This is a genomic window from Streptomyces griseochromogenes (assembly GCF_001542625.1).
In the GTDB taxonomy this organism is placed as follows: Bacteria; Actinomycetota; Actinomycetes; order Streptomycetales; family Streptomycetaceae; genus Streptomyces; species Streptomyces griseochromogenes.
This window is the reverse complement of the sequence record NZ_CP016279.1, coordinates 7,019,425-7,034,124: the sequence shown is the minus strand read 5'-3', so window position 1 is coordinate 7,034,124 and position 14,700 is coordinate 7,019,425. Positions and strand designations below refer to the sequence as shown.

Genomic DNA, 14,700 nt, shown 5'->3' with positions numbered 1-14,700 from the left:
GGTGGCGGATGCCGTCGGTCGTTGGGCTGCTGGAAGAGCACGAGCTCGCTGCTCGCCGTCGGGTCGACGGGTTGCGGGAGGAGGCCGACCGCATTCAGGCCGAGTTGGCTGCGGCCGAGCTGGAATGGCAGGAGTGGGCAATCGCCCGCAGGCGGGTCGATGCGGTGCTGGCTCCGGCCTGCGGCGACACCACCGGCACGGAGGTGACCTCGGATCCGCGGGGTGCGGACGCGCAGCCGGCGCCTCCGGCTGCGGTGAAGCCGAAGTCGCAGGTGCCGGTGTGGCGTGAGGGGCTGGCCTGGTCGGTACTGTCGGTGGACTACCAGCGCGTCCTGCAGACGCTCGCGGACCGGGCCCGGCTCCACCAAGGGCCGCTGACCTGCCAGGAGATGGCCGCGGTGTTCGGCATGGACGTGGTGCCGGCGCGGGTGGAGGCGCTGCGGTCGAGGGCCAAGCGCCTGGTCGCGTGGCTGGCTGGCCGAGCCCGCGCCGGGCCGGTTCATCCTCGCCCGGGGTGTGGCCGGGCCAGGCGGCGGGTCATGAGCAGGGTCATCGACCAGTAGATCATCGCTTCGGCGCTGGTGGTGCGGCGCTCGTAGTCGCGGGCCAGGCGGCGGCTGCGCATCAGGTGGGCGAAGAGGCGCTCGACGATCCACCGTTTGGGCAGCACTACGAAGCCGCGCATGTCGTCGCTGCGTTTGACGATCGCCAGGATCAGCGCGAACGCGGCCAGGCAGTGCTCGACGAGGCTGCCGGTGTAGCCGCCGTCGGCCCAGACGAGGGCGAGGCGGTGGTGCGCGTCGGCCACCTGCCCGAGCGGGACCTGTGCGGCGGCGCGGTCGCCGGTGTCCGCCGCGGTGACCATCACGCCGAGCAGCAGGCCGAGCGTGTCGACCACGACGTGCCGCTTGCGCCCGTTGACCAGCTTGCCGCCGTCGAAGCCGCGGCTGTCGGAGCCGACGACGGCGTCCGCCTTGACCGACTGCGAGTCGATCACGCCCGCGCTCGGCTCCGCATCCCGCCCCTCCCTCTCGCGGACCCTCGCCCGCAGCCGTCGTGGAACTCCTTGGCCAGGCCGTGGTCACGCCAGCGGCGGAAGAACGCGTAGACCCGGTCCCACGGCGGGAAGTCGGCGGGCATAGCCCGCCACTTGACGCCGTTGTCGACCAGGTAGCGGATCGTGTCGAGTATCGCCCGGTGGCAGTGCACCTCCCGCCGGCCTCTTCGGCCGCGTATCCAGCCAGGCACCGGCAGCAACGGCCTTATCGCCGCCCACTCCGTGTCCGTACATGTCCGTCGGATAGCACGCGAGCCGTGTCCCGTTGTCGGCGGCGTTTCCGAACCGGTGAGTCAGACAGTCACACCCCAGCGTGACGGAACTGGACTGCCCGCCCATCGACACGGAACACTGCGGCACCAGGGCCTCCTGATGTTGCTCGGTGATTCGACACCAACGAGCTGTTCAGGAGGCCCTGCTCGTATGCGCCGAGCACCCCGCGACCACCCGATCGAGACTCCCGTTTGACAGACACCGCTCAAGATCGGAACGACAACAGCTACTCAGTGAGCCGGTCCGCGGGCGACGCGGTATGTGGAGTGTGTGCCCCAAGGCGCCACGGCCGAAATACGATCCATTGCCAGTGAGAGCACACCTGCAAGGGGAGTTCCGGGGCGAGGATGCCGTGCCGATGCTGACTTTTTGCTGACCTTGGACGTGTTGCGTAGCCCTGGCCTGTGGAAACTCTGGCGAACACCTGGATGATGCTCTGGGTGACCCTGCTCGCCGAACTGCTCTACGGCCTGCTCGGCGTCCTCAGCCCCGGCCTGCTCGCGCTGCGCCTCGCCGAGACCGGCGTGGGGGCCCTCGGCGCCGTGCTGGCCGTGCTGTTCGTGCTGCCCGTCACCACCCACGCCACCACCGACGCCTGGATCCAGCGCTCCCTGCGCTGTGTGCACGCCTGCACCGAGGAGGCCGCCGCGCGCCTCGCCGGCTCGGCCACCGCCGACCCGGGTCCGCGCGTGGCCGAGCTGGAGCAGCTGCTCGGCCGCGTGCGGCTCTCGGTCGCCCCGCTGGTGCACCCGCTGAACCCGATGCTCGGCCGCAAGCGGCGCGCCCGCCGCGTCCTCGCCCTCCTCGACGACTGCGCCCGCGAGGTCCGCGGTCTGGTCGCCGTCGCCGCGGACCCCGAGGCCTCCCACGACGCCCGCCTGGCCACCGCCTGCTGGCGCGTGGAGGCCGCCGTCGAGGCGCTCACCGCGGGTGGCTCGGACCAGGCCCCGCTGTCCGCCGAACGCCCGGCCGAGCCTGCCCTGGCCCACCTGCACGGCCTGGAACGCGCCCTCGCCGACCTGGCCGAACCCCTGCGCGCCCCGTCGGGATCGCCGCTGGAGGGCGCCTGACCGGAGCCCGGCGCACCACACCCCGTCACCCGTTTGGTCTAGACCTTGGGTGATCGGCTGCTACCGTCGGCACTGGCTCCGACGGAGAGGGGACAGCGGTGGCGGCAGACGGCCGGCGGCACAGGGCGTTCATCGGGTCGTTCACGGCGGCGGGAGGCCCCGGACTGGTCACCGCGGAGGTCCGCCCGGGCAGCGGCGCGCTGATCCTCACCGGCGGCCTCGGCACCGTACCCGACCCCTCCTACCTGGCCCTGTCACCGGACGGGGGCATGCTCTACGCGGTCAGTGAGACGGCCGACGGCGCCGTCGCCGCGTTCCGGGTCGGCGGCGACAAGCCGGAACCCGCCGGGCCGCCCGTGCGCGTGGAGGGCGGCGGCCCCACCCACCTCGCCCTGTACGCCGGTCACGTTCTGACCGCCAACTACGGATCCGGCAGCGTGACCGCCGTGCCGCTGCGCCCGGACGGCACCCTGGCCGCCGCTCCCTCGGGGCTGCTCCAGCACACCGGTTCCGGCCCGCACGACCGGCGCCAGCGCGGCCCGCACGCCCACCAGGTACAGCCCGACCCCGGCGGCCGGTGGGCGCTCAGCGTCGACCTGGGCACGGACTCGGTCCGGGTGTGCACCCTGGACGGCGGCGTCCCCACCGTGCACCGCGAGATCGCGCTGCGCCCCGGCTCGGGCCCGCGCCATCTGGTGTTCCACCCCGACGGCGAGCACGCCTACGTGGTCAATGAACTCACTCCGACCGTCACCGTGTGCCGCTGGGACCCGGGCGTCGGCTCCCTGAAGCCTCTGACCGAGGTTCCGGTCCTGCCGGGCGCCCCGGCCGGTGACGCCTACCCGTCGGGCATCGTCGTCTCGCCCGACGGACGCTTCGTCTGGACCGCGACCCGCGGCGAGGACGTCCTGTCCGTCTTCGCCGCCCAGGGGGACGGGCTGCGGCTGACGGGCACGGTCCCGTGCGGCGGGCACTGGCCGCGCGCGCTGGCCTGGCACGCCGGCTTTCTCTACTCGGCCAACGAGCGCTCCGGTGACGTGACCTGGTTCGCCGTCGACGAGAGGACGGGGCTGCCCCGCTACGACGACGGCGTCGAGGTCGCGGCGGCCTCCTGCGTCGTCTTCGGCTGAGCCGGTCCGCCCGGACGCGAAAGGGCCCGCTCCAGCCACTGGAGCGGGCCCTTTCGCGTCCGGGGGCGGTGCTGTGCCGCGTCAGCGGACCGGCGTGCCCTGCGCCTGCTGCGGGGCGATGCCCAGCGCGGTCGTGTACTTGGCGAGTGCGAGCTTGCCGATCGCCGGGTAGGCGCCGAGCGCCTCGGCCGTGGCGCAGCCCGCCTCCTCGGCGGCCGCGGCCAGCAGCCCCGGGTCGATCTCCGGGCCGATCAGGTACGGCGCCAGGGCCAGCTGCTGCGAGCCCGAGGAGCGCAGCTGCTCGGCGACCGAGGAGATCGAGCCCTCCTGGTCCAGGGCCGCGGCCATCACCGGCACGGCCAGGCGCGCGGCGAGCAGCATGCCCGTGATCCCGGCCGCCTGCACGGCCTCCTCGCCGCCCACGGAGGCCAGGATGATGCCGTCCGCGGCGGTGGCCACGGTGAACAGGCGGGCGCGGTCGGCGCGGGCCAGGCCCGCCTCGGACAGGCGCACGTGCAGCGCCTCGGCGAGCAGCGGGTGCGGGCCGAGGACGTCGGTCAGCTCGGCGGCGATCCGGCTCTCCATCACGGACTGGCGGACCTGGCGCAGCAGGGCGCTGTCCGGGCCGGCCAGCAGCGGGACGACGACGGCGACCGGGCCGTCGGGCTGGGTGACCTCGAGCCCGGCGGCGACGGCCTGCTCGTAGCGGGCGGTGCGCTGCTCGGCGGCGCGCGACAGCACGAGACGCAGGCTCGGGAACTCGGCGTCGTCCCCTTCGACGTATCCGATCCGGGCATCCAGGCCGGGCAGCTCGGAGCGGGCGATGCTCACGACCTCCTCGGCGAGGCTGCGCGAGACGGCGCTGGGCGTGCCGGGCACCGCGAGGACGAGCGCGGGCGCGCCCTCGGGAGCCACCAGCGGTTCCGGTCGGCGGTGCCGTCCGGGCTGGCGGGGTCGCGGCATTCGTACTGGCAGGCCGGACTCGGGCCCAGTGGGGGAGCTCATGGCGCCGCATGTTACTTGTTTCCTGGGCTCCTCTGTTCGGGGAGGGTGCAGGTGAGCGGTTTCCGTCCGCTTTTGTCTGATGAGTTACATACCTTTGGCATGTGTTTCTGACACTTGCCGGACACATCGTCCGTGAAAGGGGCAATCCCCTTATGTGATGACCGTGTAGAGCATGTCCGATTCACCCGGAAGGGTGAGCCTCCCGGCTGTCAGCTCGGTCGCGATCCGCACACAGCCGTGCAGCGGATCCCCCTCGGCCGGAACCTGCCGGGCGTGCGGCAGCCGTCGTGCCAACTCCTCACGCAGAGGTACGAGGAGCGGGTCGCCCATCTTGAAGAGGCCGCCGGTGAACGCCACTTGGGGCTCCCCGGTCGCCGGGCACACGGCCGCGGCGGACTCGGCCATGCACTGGGCCGCCGCGCGCAGGATCCCGGCGGCGACCGGGTCGTGCGGAGCGCAGGCGGCCACCTGCGGTGCGAAGGAGGCCAGCATCGCGGGGCGGTCGCTGCGGGGGTAGAGCAGACCGGGCAGGCCCCGCACCGGGCCGAACCGCTCCTCGGCGCGGGCGAGCAGCGGGCCGGAGCCGCCGTCGCGGCCGTCGTGGGCGCGTAGCGCCGCCTCCAGCCCGGCCCGCCCGATCCAGGCGCCGCCGCCGCAGTCGCCCAGCAGATGGCCCCAGCCGTCCGCCCGCCGCCATCCGGTCAGGTCGGTGCCGATCGCGATCAGGCCGGTGCCCGCGGCGACCACCGCGCCCGGACGCGGACCGAGGGCGCCGGCATAGGCGGTGACGGCGTCGGCGGCGAGCGCGACGCTCCGCACGCCCAGCTCCCGGGCGAGCGCGCCCGGCAGTTCGGCGCGCAGGGCGTCGCCCAGGCTGGCGAACCCGGCGGCCCCGACGACGGCCGTGCCCAGCTCGCCCACCCCGGCCTCGGCTGTCAACGCACGGGCCAGGGGCACCAGTTGCGCCATCAGATGGCCGGGGTCGATCCCCCGCTCACCGGTACGCACCGGCTCCCCGGTCTCCCCCCTGGCCGACGGTGCCCGTCCCGGAACACCGACGGCGACCCGGAGGCCGGAGCCCCCGGAATCCACGGCCAGGTAACCGGGAAGGGTCACGGCAGGCGCCAGTCCACCGGCTGTCCGCCCTGCTGGATCAGCAGGTCGTTGGCCCGGCTGAACGGACGCGAGCCGAAGAAGCCGCGGTCGGCCGACATGGGCGAGGGATGCGCGGACTCCACCGCCGGCAGGTTGCCCAGCAGCGGGCGCAGGTTGCGGGCGTCCCGGCCCCACAGGATGGACACCAGCGGCTTGCCGCGCGCGGCCAGCGCCCGGATCGCCTGCTCGGTGACCTCCTCCCAGCCCTTGCCGCGGTGGGCGGCGGGGCTGCGCGGTGCCGTGGTCAGCGCCCTGTTGAGCAGCAGGACGCCCTGCTGCGTCCATGGCGTGAGGTCGCCGGTGGACGGCTGGGGCAGCGCCAGGTCGGTGTTCAGCTCGCGGAAGATGTTGATCAGGCTCGGCGGCAGCGGGCGCACTTCGGGCGCGACCGAGAACGACAGGCCGACCGCGTGCCCCGGAGTCGGATACGGGTCCTGACCGACGATCAGGACGCGCACCTCGTCGAAGGGCTGCTGGAAGGCGCGCAGGACGTTCGGCCCGGCCGGGAGGTAGGTGCGTCCCGCGGCGATCTCCGTGCGCAGGAAGTCGCCCATCGCGGCGATCTGTCCGGCGACGGGCTCCAGGGCCTTCGCCCAGCCCGGTTCGACGATTTCATGCAAGGGTCGTGGTGCCACGGGCGTCACCCTACTGCCGTACACCGGTCGGCGATCAAGCCGCGACCGGAGTCCGACCGGGGTTGACCGGACCGTCGCCGGGGACGACCGCCGCCGTCCGCGCACCCTTTCCCGCGACCCGCGTCCTCCTTCCCGTGGTCTCGCCACGTCCCTCGCCACGTCCCTCACCGCGGCCCTGCCGCGTCCGTTCCCGTGGCCCGGCCGCGTCAGCCGATCACCGCGGCCCGCACGCACAGCACGTCCGGCAGATGAGAGGCCAGCTGCTGCCAGCTGTCGCCGTCGTCGGCCGAGGCGAACACCTCGCCGTTGCGGTTGCCGAAGTAGACCCCGGCCGGGTTCGCGTCGTCCGTGCGGAGCGCGTCGCGCAGCACGGTGCCGTAGTGGTCCTCCGCCGGCAGTCCTCTCGACAACGGCTCCCAGCTCTTGCCCGCGTCGGCCGTGCGGAAGACCCGGCAACGGTGGCCGGCGGGTACCCGGTCGGCGTCGGCGTTGATCGGGAAGACATACGCCGTGTCGCCGCGGCGCGGATGGGCGGCGACCGCGAAACCGAACGTCGACGGCAGGCCCGCGCCGATGTCGGTCCAGTGGACGCCCGCGTCGTCGCTGCGGTACACGCCCCAGTGGTTCTGCAGATAGAGCCGGTCCGGGTCGTGCGCGTCCCTGGCGACCTTGTGCACGCACTGGCCGAACTCCGGGTTCGGATCAGGCAGGAACACCGCCGACACACCGGAGTTGGACGGGGCCCAGCTCGCCCCGCCGTCGGTGGTGCGGAACACCCCGGCGGTGGAGACGGCCACGGTCACCGCCCGTGGATCGCGCGCGTCGGTGAGCACGGTGTGCAGGCCCTCACCGCCGCCTCCCGGCACCCACCGGGAGCGGGTCGGGTGCTCCCACAGGGGGCGCACCAGATCGAAGCTCTCGCCGCGGTCCTCCGAGCGGTACAGCGCGGCCGGTTCCGTGCCCGCGTAGACCACGTCCGGCTCGGCGGCCGCCGGGTGCAGCTGCCAGACCCGCTCCAGCGAAGCGCCGGTGTCCTTGGGGAACTTGACGGCGGGCCGGGGCGGCTCGGTCCAGGTGCGGCCCAGGTCGTCGGAGTGGAACACCGACGGGCCCCAGTGCGCGCTGTCGCCGCCCGCCAGAAGCCGCGGAGTACCGCTTCTGGTGTCGATCGCGACGGAGTAGACGGCCTGCGCGTTGAAATACGGGCTGTCGTCGAACTCCCAGGCGCCACCGCGCCGGTGCCCGATGAACAGGCCCTTGCGGGTGCCCACGGCGAGCAGGACCTCGGTCATGCCGATCACCTCCGGGACGTCTTTGTCCAGGTAGTAGTCAGATACCGGTCAGTCTGCACCCCGCCACTGACAGCCACCCCAGTGAACTGTGTCACCGCAGGTCACAGCGGTGCTGTCGGCCTGTCGCGGAGATGGGCCGGGTCCGTTGCGGCATGCGCCTGCGCGAGAGGGGCGTCTCGTGCGACCGTCGTGCGGACGGCTCGTCGTGAGCAACGGGGCGGCCCTGCCCGTATGGGAGGTCGGTCCGGCCTGTCGGTGCGCTCGTGAGGAGGATGCCTTTGAAGGCGTTCCGTGGTCCCAAGGTGTGGCTGTGGCGCTGGCGGCGCAATCCGCTCAGGCGCCGCGCCGACGTGGTGGAGGCCTGGGTGGTGCTGGCCGCCTGGCTGCTGACCGTCCTGGCCGGGGTGCTGGCCGGTCTTGCCGCGTCAGGGTCGGTGGAGCACGGACTGGCCAGGGAACGCGCCGACTGGCACCCCGCCGTCGCCCGTGTCGTCGCTCAGGCCCCGGGAAAGCCCGCCGCCTCGGGCGCCGGAGGCGAGCGGGTCTGGGCCGAGGTGCGCTGGACCGTGGCCGACGGCTCGGCGCACACCGGCCAGGCCCGGGTGGCTCCGGGCAGCACGGCCGGTGCGGCGGTCGCCGTCTGGACCGATCCGCGGGGGCATCTCGTCACCCGCCCCACCACCGCCTCCGAGGCCGCCTTCCGCGCGACCTTGATCGGCAGCATGGTGGGAGTGGGCGCGGCGGCCGTCCCCTTCGTCGGCGGCACCGTCCTCCGCGGCCGACTGGAGCGCCGCCGCATGGACCGCTGGGACGCCGAGTGGGCCCGACTAGGGCCGCAGTGGGGGCGCATGACCGGCTGAGCCCAGCCCGGCGGGCTCCTACAGCCCCGCCAGCACCTCCGCGCAGGATCTGAGCAGCGCCTCGTCCCGGGCGATGTCATGGCTGCCGTACCCGCCCTCGCGGGCCATGTGGCGCCGGGGCGCGGCCAGTTCCGCCGTGACCAGGTCGCGCAGGGGTGCCGCCGCCGGACCCATGGCGGCGAGACACCGGGCGATCGGGCCGCGCGTGCGGGGGCTGTCGGACCAGGCGGCCCGGAACACCGGCAGCACCGGTTCCGGGTCCCGGCCGATGTGCCACAGCGCGCACGCGGCCGACGTCCGCTGCCCCGCATGTCCTGAACCGGCCCTGCGGCGCAGCTCCGGCAAGGCTGCCCGGGCGGACGGGCCCAGCCTGCCCAGCTGCCGGACGGCCAGGCGGCGGCTGTCCGGCTCGCCCTGCGTCAGCTCCCGCAGCAAGGAGGGCAGGACGGCCGAGGCGTCACCGTCCGCCGACCACAGCGCGCCCGCCGCGGCGGCCGCGTGCCGGGTGTGCAGCAGGTCCCGGAGCACCGGCGCCGCCTGCGCGGCGGCGCCGAGCGCGTCCAGTGTCCCGATGGCCCGTCCGGCGACCGCACACCGCGTCCCGAGACCGTCCGGGGCACCCGACAGCAGGCGCAGGATCTCCGGGGCCGCTTCTCTGTCGCCGATGGCCTCGAGCGCGGACAGGAGCGGGGCGGCCGGCGTGTCGGCGGCGGGGGAGTCCAGTGGGATCCGGCCCAGCCGGTGCCGCAGCGCGGGGGCGAGGGGAGCCGCGGCCGGGCCCAGGTGGGCGATCTCGTACCCCAGGGTGACGGGTGCGACCGCGCCCGCCAGGACCTGGGCCAGCACCGGGACGGCCCGAGGATCGCCGGCCCTGGCCAGGGCCTTGAGCGGACCGCCCAGGGTGGGTGCGCCGCGCTCCCAGCGATGGGTCCACAGATCGGGCCGCGCGCTCACCAGGGCGTGCAGGTCGTCCGCGGCGGGCGCGGCCAGGTCGAACAGCTCGGCCAGGACCGAGACCGCGGCGTCCCGCAACCGCTCGTGATCGGTGCCCAGTTGGGCGCCCAGTAAGGACACCGGCCCGGCGCAGTCGGTGCGCCACCCGCGAAACAGCGCCGCCGCCATCCACACCGCGTTGCACCGGTCCAGCGGGTCCGGACTGGTCAACTGACCGGTGAGCAGCGCGGTCCGGTCGTCGGCCCGGTCGCCGAGCGCGGTGTGCAGGGTGCGCAGCAGCTGGGCGCCCTCCTCGTCCGAGGGGCGCAGCCGCCGGATGCGCCGCACGAGGGTGTCGCTCCCGGTGCGCTCAGGGTGGCGGCCACGGTGCGCGGACCTGTCGCGCAGCAGCCGGACGGCCGTCGGTACCAGGTCCGAGGGGAGCCGGTCGGGGGCGGCGAGCGCGAGCTGGCCGAGCGCGGCCAGCCGCAGCCCGGGGCCGTGCGGCGGGGCGCTCTGGCCGGCCAGGACGTCCAGAGCGGCGGTGTGCGCCGGGTGGAGACGTGCGCACAGGCCGAGAGCCTGGGTGAGCGCGAGCAGGACCCGGTCGTCCCGCTCGGCCGGAATCCGCTGCCGCAGCAGGTCCAGGACGCGCCCCGGACTGTCGAGGAAGCGCACGACCGCCCCGGCGGCCGCCCGGCGCACCCGCGCGTCCGGATCCGCGAGCAGGGACACGAACACCTCGGCATGCGCGTGCACCGCCTCGCGCGCGCGTGGGTCGTCGCTCTCCGCCCCGATGCTGACGAGCAGTTCCACGACGCAGACCCGGTCCGGAACCGCCTCGCGGACCGCGAGCGAGCCGAGGAAGGGAACGCAGGCGAGCGTCGAGTCGTACACGTTCCCCTCGTGGTGCACCGCGCCGTACAGGCCGTCGAGCGCGGTCTGCCGCTCTGCGGCGTCCGCGGAGGCCAGTGACCGCAACCATCCGGGCACGTCCTCCGCGCTGCCGTACGCATGCCGCAGCGAGGCCCAGTCGACCTCGTCGATCCCCGTGAACACGTTGTCCTCCCCGAGACCAGTGCCACCTGATCGCGAGTGTGCACCACGGCACCGACAACGATGCGGAACCGCGCGCTGACTGTGTGCGATCCGTCGGCTGTCACCGGCCACGGGGGCGAGCCCCTGCCCGGTCGCCCGAGGAGGGATCAGTTTCGGCCGGGCAGGGCACGCTCCAGGATCGCGTCGAGGCCGACTCCGGCGGGCAGGGTGCCGAACGCGTGGCCCCAGTCGCCGCCCAGCCGGGTCGCGCAGAAGGCGTCCGCGACCGGGTGCGGAGCATGCCGGACCAGCAGGGATGCCTGCAGGGCGAGGGCCATGCGCTCGACCAGCCGACGGGCACCCACCTGGTCGGTTTCGGCCAGCTGCTGCCTGAGCGAGACCACGGCCGCGTCCAGGCGGGCGTCCGCCCCGCGCGCGAGGGCGAGTTCGGCGAACAGGGCCTCGGCGGTGTCCGGCTCCCGGCCGAGGGCGCGCAGCACGTCGAGCGCGTTGACGTTCCCCGAGCCCTCCCAGATGGACAGCAGGGGGGCCTCGCGGTAGTGGCGGGGCATGCCGGAGTCCTCGACGTACCCGTTGCCGCCCAGGCACTCCAGGGCCTCCGCGGTGAACGCCGGGCCCCGCTTGGTGACCCAGTACTTGCCGACGGCCGTGGCGATCCGCCGGAAGGCCCGCTCCCCGGCGTCCCCGCGCACCGCGCGGTCCGCCGCCCCGGCCAGCCGAAGGGTGAGCGTCGTCGCCGCCTCCGACTCCAGCGCCAGATCGGCCAGGACGTTGCGCATCAGCGGCTGGTCGATCAGCCGGGCGCCGAACGCGCTGCGGTGGCACGCGTGGTGGCCCGCCTCGACGAGCGTCTTGCGCATCAGGGTCGCCGAGGACATCACGCAGTCCAGGCGGGTGCAGTTGACCATCTCGATGATCGTCTTGACCCCGAGGCCCTCGGGCCCGACCCGCCATGCCACCGTCCGGTCGAACTCCGGCTCGGAGGAGGCGTTGGACCGGTTGCCGAGCTTGTCCTTCAGCCGCTGGACACGGAAGGTGTTGCGGCTGCCGTCCGGCAGGATCCGCGGCACCAGGAAGCAGGTCAGGCCCCCCGGAGCCTGTGCCAGAACGAGAAACACGTCGCACATGGGCGCCGACGTGAACCACTTGTGCCCGCGCAGCGTGTACACGCCCGGCTCGCCGGTGGGCGTGGCCGTGGTGGTGTTCGTCCGGACGTCGGAGCCGCCCTGCTTCTCGGTCATGCCCATCCCCGCGAGCAGGCCGGGCTTCTCGGTGGGCACCCGCAGTCCGGGCTCGTAGACGCGGCTGGTGAGCAGCGGCTCGTAGATCTTGGCGAGATCCGGCTCCGCGCGCAGCGCGGGTACCGCGGCGTACGTCATCGACGTCGGGCAGCCGTGGCCGGCCTCGGTGTGCCCCCACACCAGTCCGCCCGCGGTCCGGGCGACATGGGCGCCGGACCGGTCGTCCGCCCAGGGGGCGCCGGCCAGTCCCTCGGCGACCGCCGTCCGCATCAGATGGTGCCAGCTGGGGTGGAAGTCGACCTCGTCGATCCGGTGGCCGTAGCGGTCGTGGGTGCGCAGCTCCGGCTCGTGCCGGTTCGCCTGCTCGCCCCACTCCTGGGCCTCCTCGCCGCCCGCGCGCACCCCCAGCGCCCGGATGCCCTCCTCGGCCCAGCCGGCGCCTTCCCGGCGCAGCCCCTCCAGCAGGGCGTGGTCCTCGGAGGCGTCGTACGGGGCCAGGGGCGGGGCCTGGTTGGTGACGTCGTGGGTGGCGGACTGCGGCGGCGACTGCGCGGGAATCGAGACCATACGGCCATGTTGCACTCTTCCTGCGGCCGTAGCAATGTTGCAACAACAATCCGCACGTACAGTACGTGCCCATGCGCATGAACGTGTCGGCCGAGCCGGGTGGAGCGGTGCTGCGGCCCCTGTCCGCGCGGTCGGTCGTGCTGAGCCTGCTGCTGGGCGTGCACCCGCCCGAGCTGCCGGTGAAGGACCTGGTCCGGCTGGTGGAGCCGTTCGGCGTCGGCGGCTCCACGCTGCGGGCCGCGCTGAGCCGGATGGTGGCCGCGGGGGACCTCGGGCGTACCGACGCCGTCTACCGGCTCAGCGGCCGGCTGCTGGCCCGCCAGCGCCGCCAGGACGACGCCCTGCACCCCCGCACGCGCGCGTGGCGCGGCGACTGGGAGATGGTGGTGATCACGGCGACGGGCCGCGGCCCCGCCGAACGCGCCGAGCTGCGCGCCCGGTTGGCCGGCCTGCGCCTGGCCGAACTCCGCGAGGGCGTGTGGCTGCGCCCGGCCAACCTCGACCGCGAGCTGCCCGGCGACCTCGCGCGCGTGGCGCTGTCGTACACCGCGCGCCCCGACGGCTCCCCGCTGGACCTGGTCGGCCGCCTGTGGCCGCTGGACAGCTGGGCGGCCACCGCGCGGAACCTCCTCGCCCAGGCGGCCGATGCCCGCCGCCCGGCCGACCGCCTCACCGCCTTCGCGGCGGCCGTACGCCACCTGCTCACCGACCCCGTGCTACCCCCCGACCTGCTGCCCGCCGACTGGCCGGGGGAGAGCCTGCGCACCGCCTACGCCGGATACCGGGGGGAACTGGCCGCCTCCGTGGGACACCCGGAATGACGGCCGTGAGCGCTCAGGAGGAGCTGGCGCGGTTCCTGCGGGCCCGTTTCCAGGAGGACGCGCGGGTGGCCCGGGATGCCGTCGAAGGCGCCCCGGGCGCGGTCTGGGGTGTGCTCGCGGACGACATCGAGCAGGTGCTCACCTCCCAGGACGGCCGCACCACGCACACCCCTCTGGCGCAGTTCGGCGCCGACGATCCGGTGAAGCTCCTCACGCACGTGGCGCGGCACGATCCTGCCCGGGTGCTGCGCGATCTCGACGCCGGGCAGGCGCTCTTGGACGAGCACGGGGTGCGGCACGGGCGGTGCCGCACGTGCACCGGGCGCGAGCGGGCGACCGGACACCGCTCACCATGCACCACCCTGCGCCTGCTGGCCCTGCCGTTCGCCGGCCATCCCGATTACGACGCGTCCTGGTGCCCGTAGGCCGTCCGTCGTCCGTGGACCGACGCGGGGCCGTCCCCGGGAAGGCGCCGAGGCCCCGCGGGGCGGCTCAGACGTACCGGTGGTACTGATCCGGTACGCGGACCTCGGCACCCAGCTCCCGTGCCGCGTGCCGGGCCCAGGAGGGGTTGCGCAGCAGCTCACGGCCCAGCAGGACCGCGTCGGCCTCGCCGTTCGCCACGAGCTTGTGCGCGTGCTCGGCCTCGGTGATCAGGCCCACGGTGCCGACCCGCAGCGCCGTCTCGGCCTTCACCCGGGCGGCGAAGGGGACTTGGTAGCCGGGTCCGGTCGGGATGGCGGCATCGGAGACGTTGCCGCCGGTGGAGACGTCGAGCAGGTCGACGCCGTGGGCGTGCAGATCACAGGCGAAACGGACCGTGTCGTCCGGCGTCCAGCCGCCCTCCTGCAGCCAGTCGGTCGCCGAGATGCGGAAGAAGACCGGCTTGTCGTCGGGCCACACCTGCCGTACGGCGTCGACCACGTCGAGGGCGAAGCGGGTGCGGTTCTCGTACGAGCCGCCGTAGGCGTCGGTGCGGTGGTTGGAGTGCGGCGAGAGGAACTCGTTGATCAGATAGCCGTGGGCGCCGTGGATCTCCGCGATCTCGAAACCGGCGGCCAGGGCGCGGCGCGCCGCCCGGGCGAACTGGCCGACCACCGTGTGGATCTGCTCGGTGGTCAGTTCGTCGGGCACGGGGTGGCGCTCGTCGAAGGGCACGGGGCTCGGGGCGAGCGGCTGCCAGCCGTACGCGTCCGGGCCGACCGGCGCGCCGCCCTTCCAGGGCTGGTCGGTGGAGGCCTTCCGGCCGCCGTGCGCCAGCTGGACGGCCGGAACCGTGCCCTGGGCGGCGAGGAAGCGTGTGATCCGCCGGAAGGCCTCCACCTGGGCGTCGTTCCACAGGCCGAGGTCGTAGGGGGAGATCCGGCCCTCGGGGGAGACCGCGGTGGCCTCGACGAGGATCAGGCCGGTGCCGCCGGTCGCCCGGGCCGCGTAGTGCGCGAAGTGCCAGTCGTGCGGAGCGCCGGCCGACGGGCCCTCCGGTTCGGCCGAGTACTGGCACATCGGGGACATCCACACCCTGTTCGGGACGGTCACGTCGCGCAGGGTGATGGGCTCGAAGAGCGCGCTCACGGCAGACTCCGTTCATCACGGGATCGATGG

The 14,700-nt window shown here is 74.2% G+C and carries 13 protein-coding genes and 2 pseudogenes; 6 read left to right on the top strand and 9 right to left on the bottom strand.

Annotated features, from left to right (window positions below; genetic code table 11):
- The first annotated feature begins 8 nt into the window (after positions 1-8).
- Positions 9-543: pseudogene (locus AVL59_RS30210) on the top strand (hypothetical protein).
- Here AVL59_RS30210 and AVL59_RS55155 read toward each other — a convergent pair.
- Both AVL59_RS55155 and AVL59_RS55150 read right to left on the bottom strand, forming a co-directional pair.
- Positions 500-997 (bottom strand): transposase, encoded by a 498-nt coding sequence (locus tag AVL59_RS55155; RefSeq protein WP_237281728.1) that lies wholly within the window; start codon positions 995-997, stop codon positions 500-502. The pseudogene AVL59_RS30210 and the gene AVL59_RS55155 sit on opposite strands and share 44 nt — an antisense overlap.
- Complete coding sequence (locus AVL59_RS55150; RefSeq protein ID WP_237281727.1) at positions 994-1,248, bottom strand: transposase; 255 nt, start codon at positions 1,246-1,248, stop codon at positions 994-996. The genes AVL59_RS55155 and AVL59_RS55150 overlap by 4 nt, the downstream gene beginning before the upstream one ends.
- A 504-nt stretch (positions 1,249-1,752) precedes the next feature.
- Between AVL59_RS55150 and AVL59_RS30200 the strand changes: the two are divergent.
- Together AVL59_RS30200 and AVL59_RS30195 are read left to right on the top strand one after the other, a co-directional pair.
- Positions 1,753-2,400 (top strand): annotated as a pseudogene (locus tag AVL59_RS30200) (FUSC family protein); the annotation flags it as partial.
- Between the two features lie 98 nt (positions 2,401-2,498).
- A complete protein-coding gene (locus tag AVL59_RS30195) occupies positions 2,499-3,530 on the top strand; it encodes a lactonase family protein (RefSeq protein WP_067310724.1) in 1,032 nt (343 codons plus the stop codon).
- A gap of 81 nt (positions 3,531-3,611) precedes the next feature.
- Here AVL59_RS30195 and AVL59_RS30190 read toward each other — a convergent pair whose 3' ends face one another.
- The 4 genes from AVL59_RS30190 to AVL59_RS30175 form a co-directional block, all read right to left on the bottom strand.
- Positions 3,612-4,535: a sirohydrochlorin chelatase gene (locus tag AVL59_RS30190; protein WP_099053148.1), complete on the bottom strand. Its 924-nt coding sequence runs from the start codon at positions 4,533-4,535 to the stop codon at positions 3,612-3,614.
- 150 nt (positions 4,536-4,685) lie between these two features.
- The gene (locus AVL59_RS30185) at positions 4,686-5,651 is read right to left on the bottom strand and encodes an N-acetylglucosamine kinase (protein WP_067310718.1); all 966 of its coding nucleotides are present in this window, start codon (positions 5,649-5,651) and stop codon (positions 4,686-4,688) included.
- A complete protein-coding gene (locus AVL59_RS30180; RefSeq protein ID WP_067310715.1) occupies positions 5,648-6,325 on the bottom strand; it encodes a uracil-DNA glycosylase in 678 nt (225 codons plus the stop codon). The genes AVL59_RS30185 and AVL59_RS30180 overlap by 4 nt, the downstream gene beginning before the upstream one ends.
- Before the next feature lie 206 nt (positions 6,326-6,531).
- Positions 6,532-7,617, bottom strand: a complete 1,086-nt coding sequence (locus tag AVL59_RS30175) for a WD40/YVTN/BNR-like repeat-containing protein (protein WP_067317952.1) — start codon at positions 7,615-7,617, stop codon at positions 6,532-6,534.
- A gap of 278 nt (positions 7,618-7,895) precedes the next feature.
- Here AVL59_RS30175 and AVL59_RS30170 point away from each other — a divergent pair, with 278 nt between their 5' ends.
- The gene (locus AVL59_RS30170) at positions 7,896-8,477 is read left to right on the top strand and encodes an Rv1733c family protein (protein WP_079147073.1); all 582 of its coding nucleotides are present in this window, start codon (positions 7,896-7,898) and stop codon (positions 8,475-8,477) included.
- Between the two features lie 18 nt (positions 8,478-8,495).
- Here the strand turns inward: AVL59_RS30170 and AVL59_RS30165 are convergent, their stop codons facing one another.
- Both AVL59_RS30165 and AVL59_RS30160 read right to left on the bottom strand, forming a co-directional pair.
- A complete protein-coding gene (locus AVL59_RS30165; protein WP_067310709.1) occupies positions 8,496-10,469 on the bottom strand; it encodes a PBS lyase in 1,974 nt (657 codons plus the stop codon).
- Between the two features lie 146 nt (positions 10,470-10,615).
- On the bottom strand, positions 10,616-12,277 hold the full coding sequence (locus AVL59_RS30160; RefSeq protein ID WP_067310707.1) for an acyl-CoA dehydrogenase family protein: 1,662 nt from the start codon (positions 12,275-12,277) through the stop codon (positions 10,616-10,618).
- A gap of 71 nt (positions 12,278-12,348) precedes the next feature.
- Here AVL59_RS30160 and AVL59_RS30155 point away from each other — a divergent pair, with 71 nt between their 5' ends.
- Both AVL59_RS30155 and AVL59_RS30150 read left to right on the top strand, forming a co-directional pair.
- Positions 12,349-13,098, top strand: a complete 750-nt coding sequence (locus AVL59_RS30155; protein ID WP_067310705.1) for a PaaX family transcriptional regulator C-terminal domain-containing protein — start codon at positions 12,349-12,351, stop codon at positions 13,096-13,098.
- Between the two features lie 5 nt (positions 13,099-13,103).
- A complete protein-coding gene (locus AVL59_RS30150; protein WP_159400128.1) occupies positions 13,104-13,523 on the top strand; it encodes a DUF6221 family protein in 420 nt (139 codons plus the stop codon).
- A gap of 67 nt (positions 13,524-13,590) precedes the next feature.
- On the opposite strand, the gene AVL59_RS30145 is transcribed toward AVL59_RS30150, so the two are convergent.
- A complete protein-coding gene (locus AVL59_RS30145; protein WP_067310701.1) occupies positions 13,591-14,670 on the bottom strand; it encodes an NADH:flavin oxidoreductase/NADH oxidase in 1,080 nt (359 codons plus the stop codon).
- Positions 14,671-14,700 lie beyond the last annotated feature (30 nt).

Bases quoted from the DNA above. Each gene is read 5' to 3' on its own strand.
- AVL59_RS30175 (WP_067317952.1), bottom strand. From the start codon at position 7,617: ATGACCGAGGTCCTGCTCGCCGTGGGCACCCGCAAGGGCCTGTTCATC.
- AVL59_RS30190 (WP_099053148.1), bottom strand. From the start codon at position 4,535: ATGAGCTCCCCCACTGGGCCCGAGTCCGGCCTGCCAGTACGAATGCCG.
- AVL59_RS30160 (WP_067310707.1), bottom strand. From the start codon at position 12,277: ATGGTCTCGATTCCCGCGCAGTCGCCGCCGCAGTCCGCCACCCACGAC.
- AVL59_RS30155 (WP_067310705.1), top strand. From the start codon at position 12,349: ATGCGCATGAACGTGTCGGCCGAGCCGGGTGGAGCGGTGCTGCGGCCC.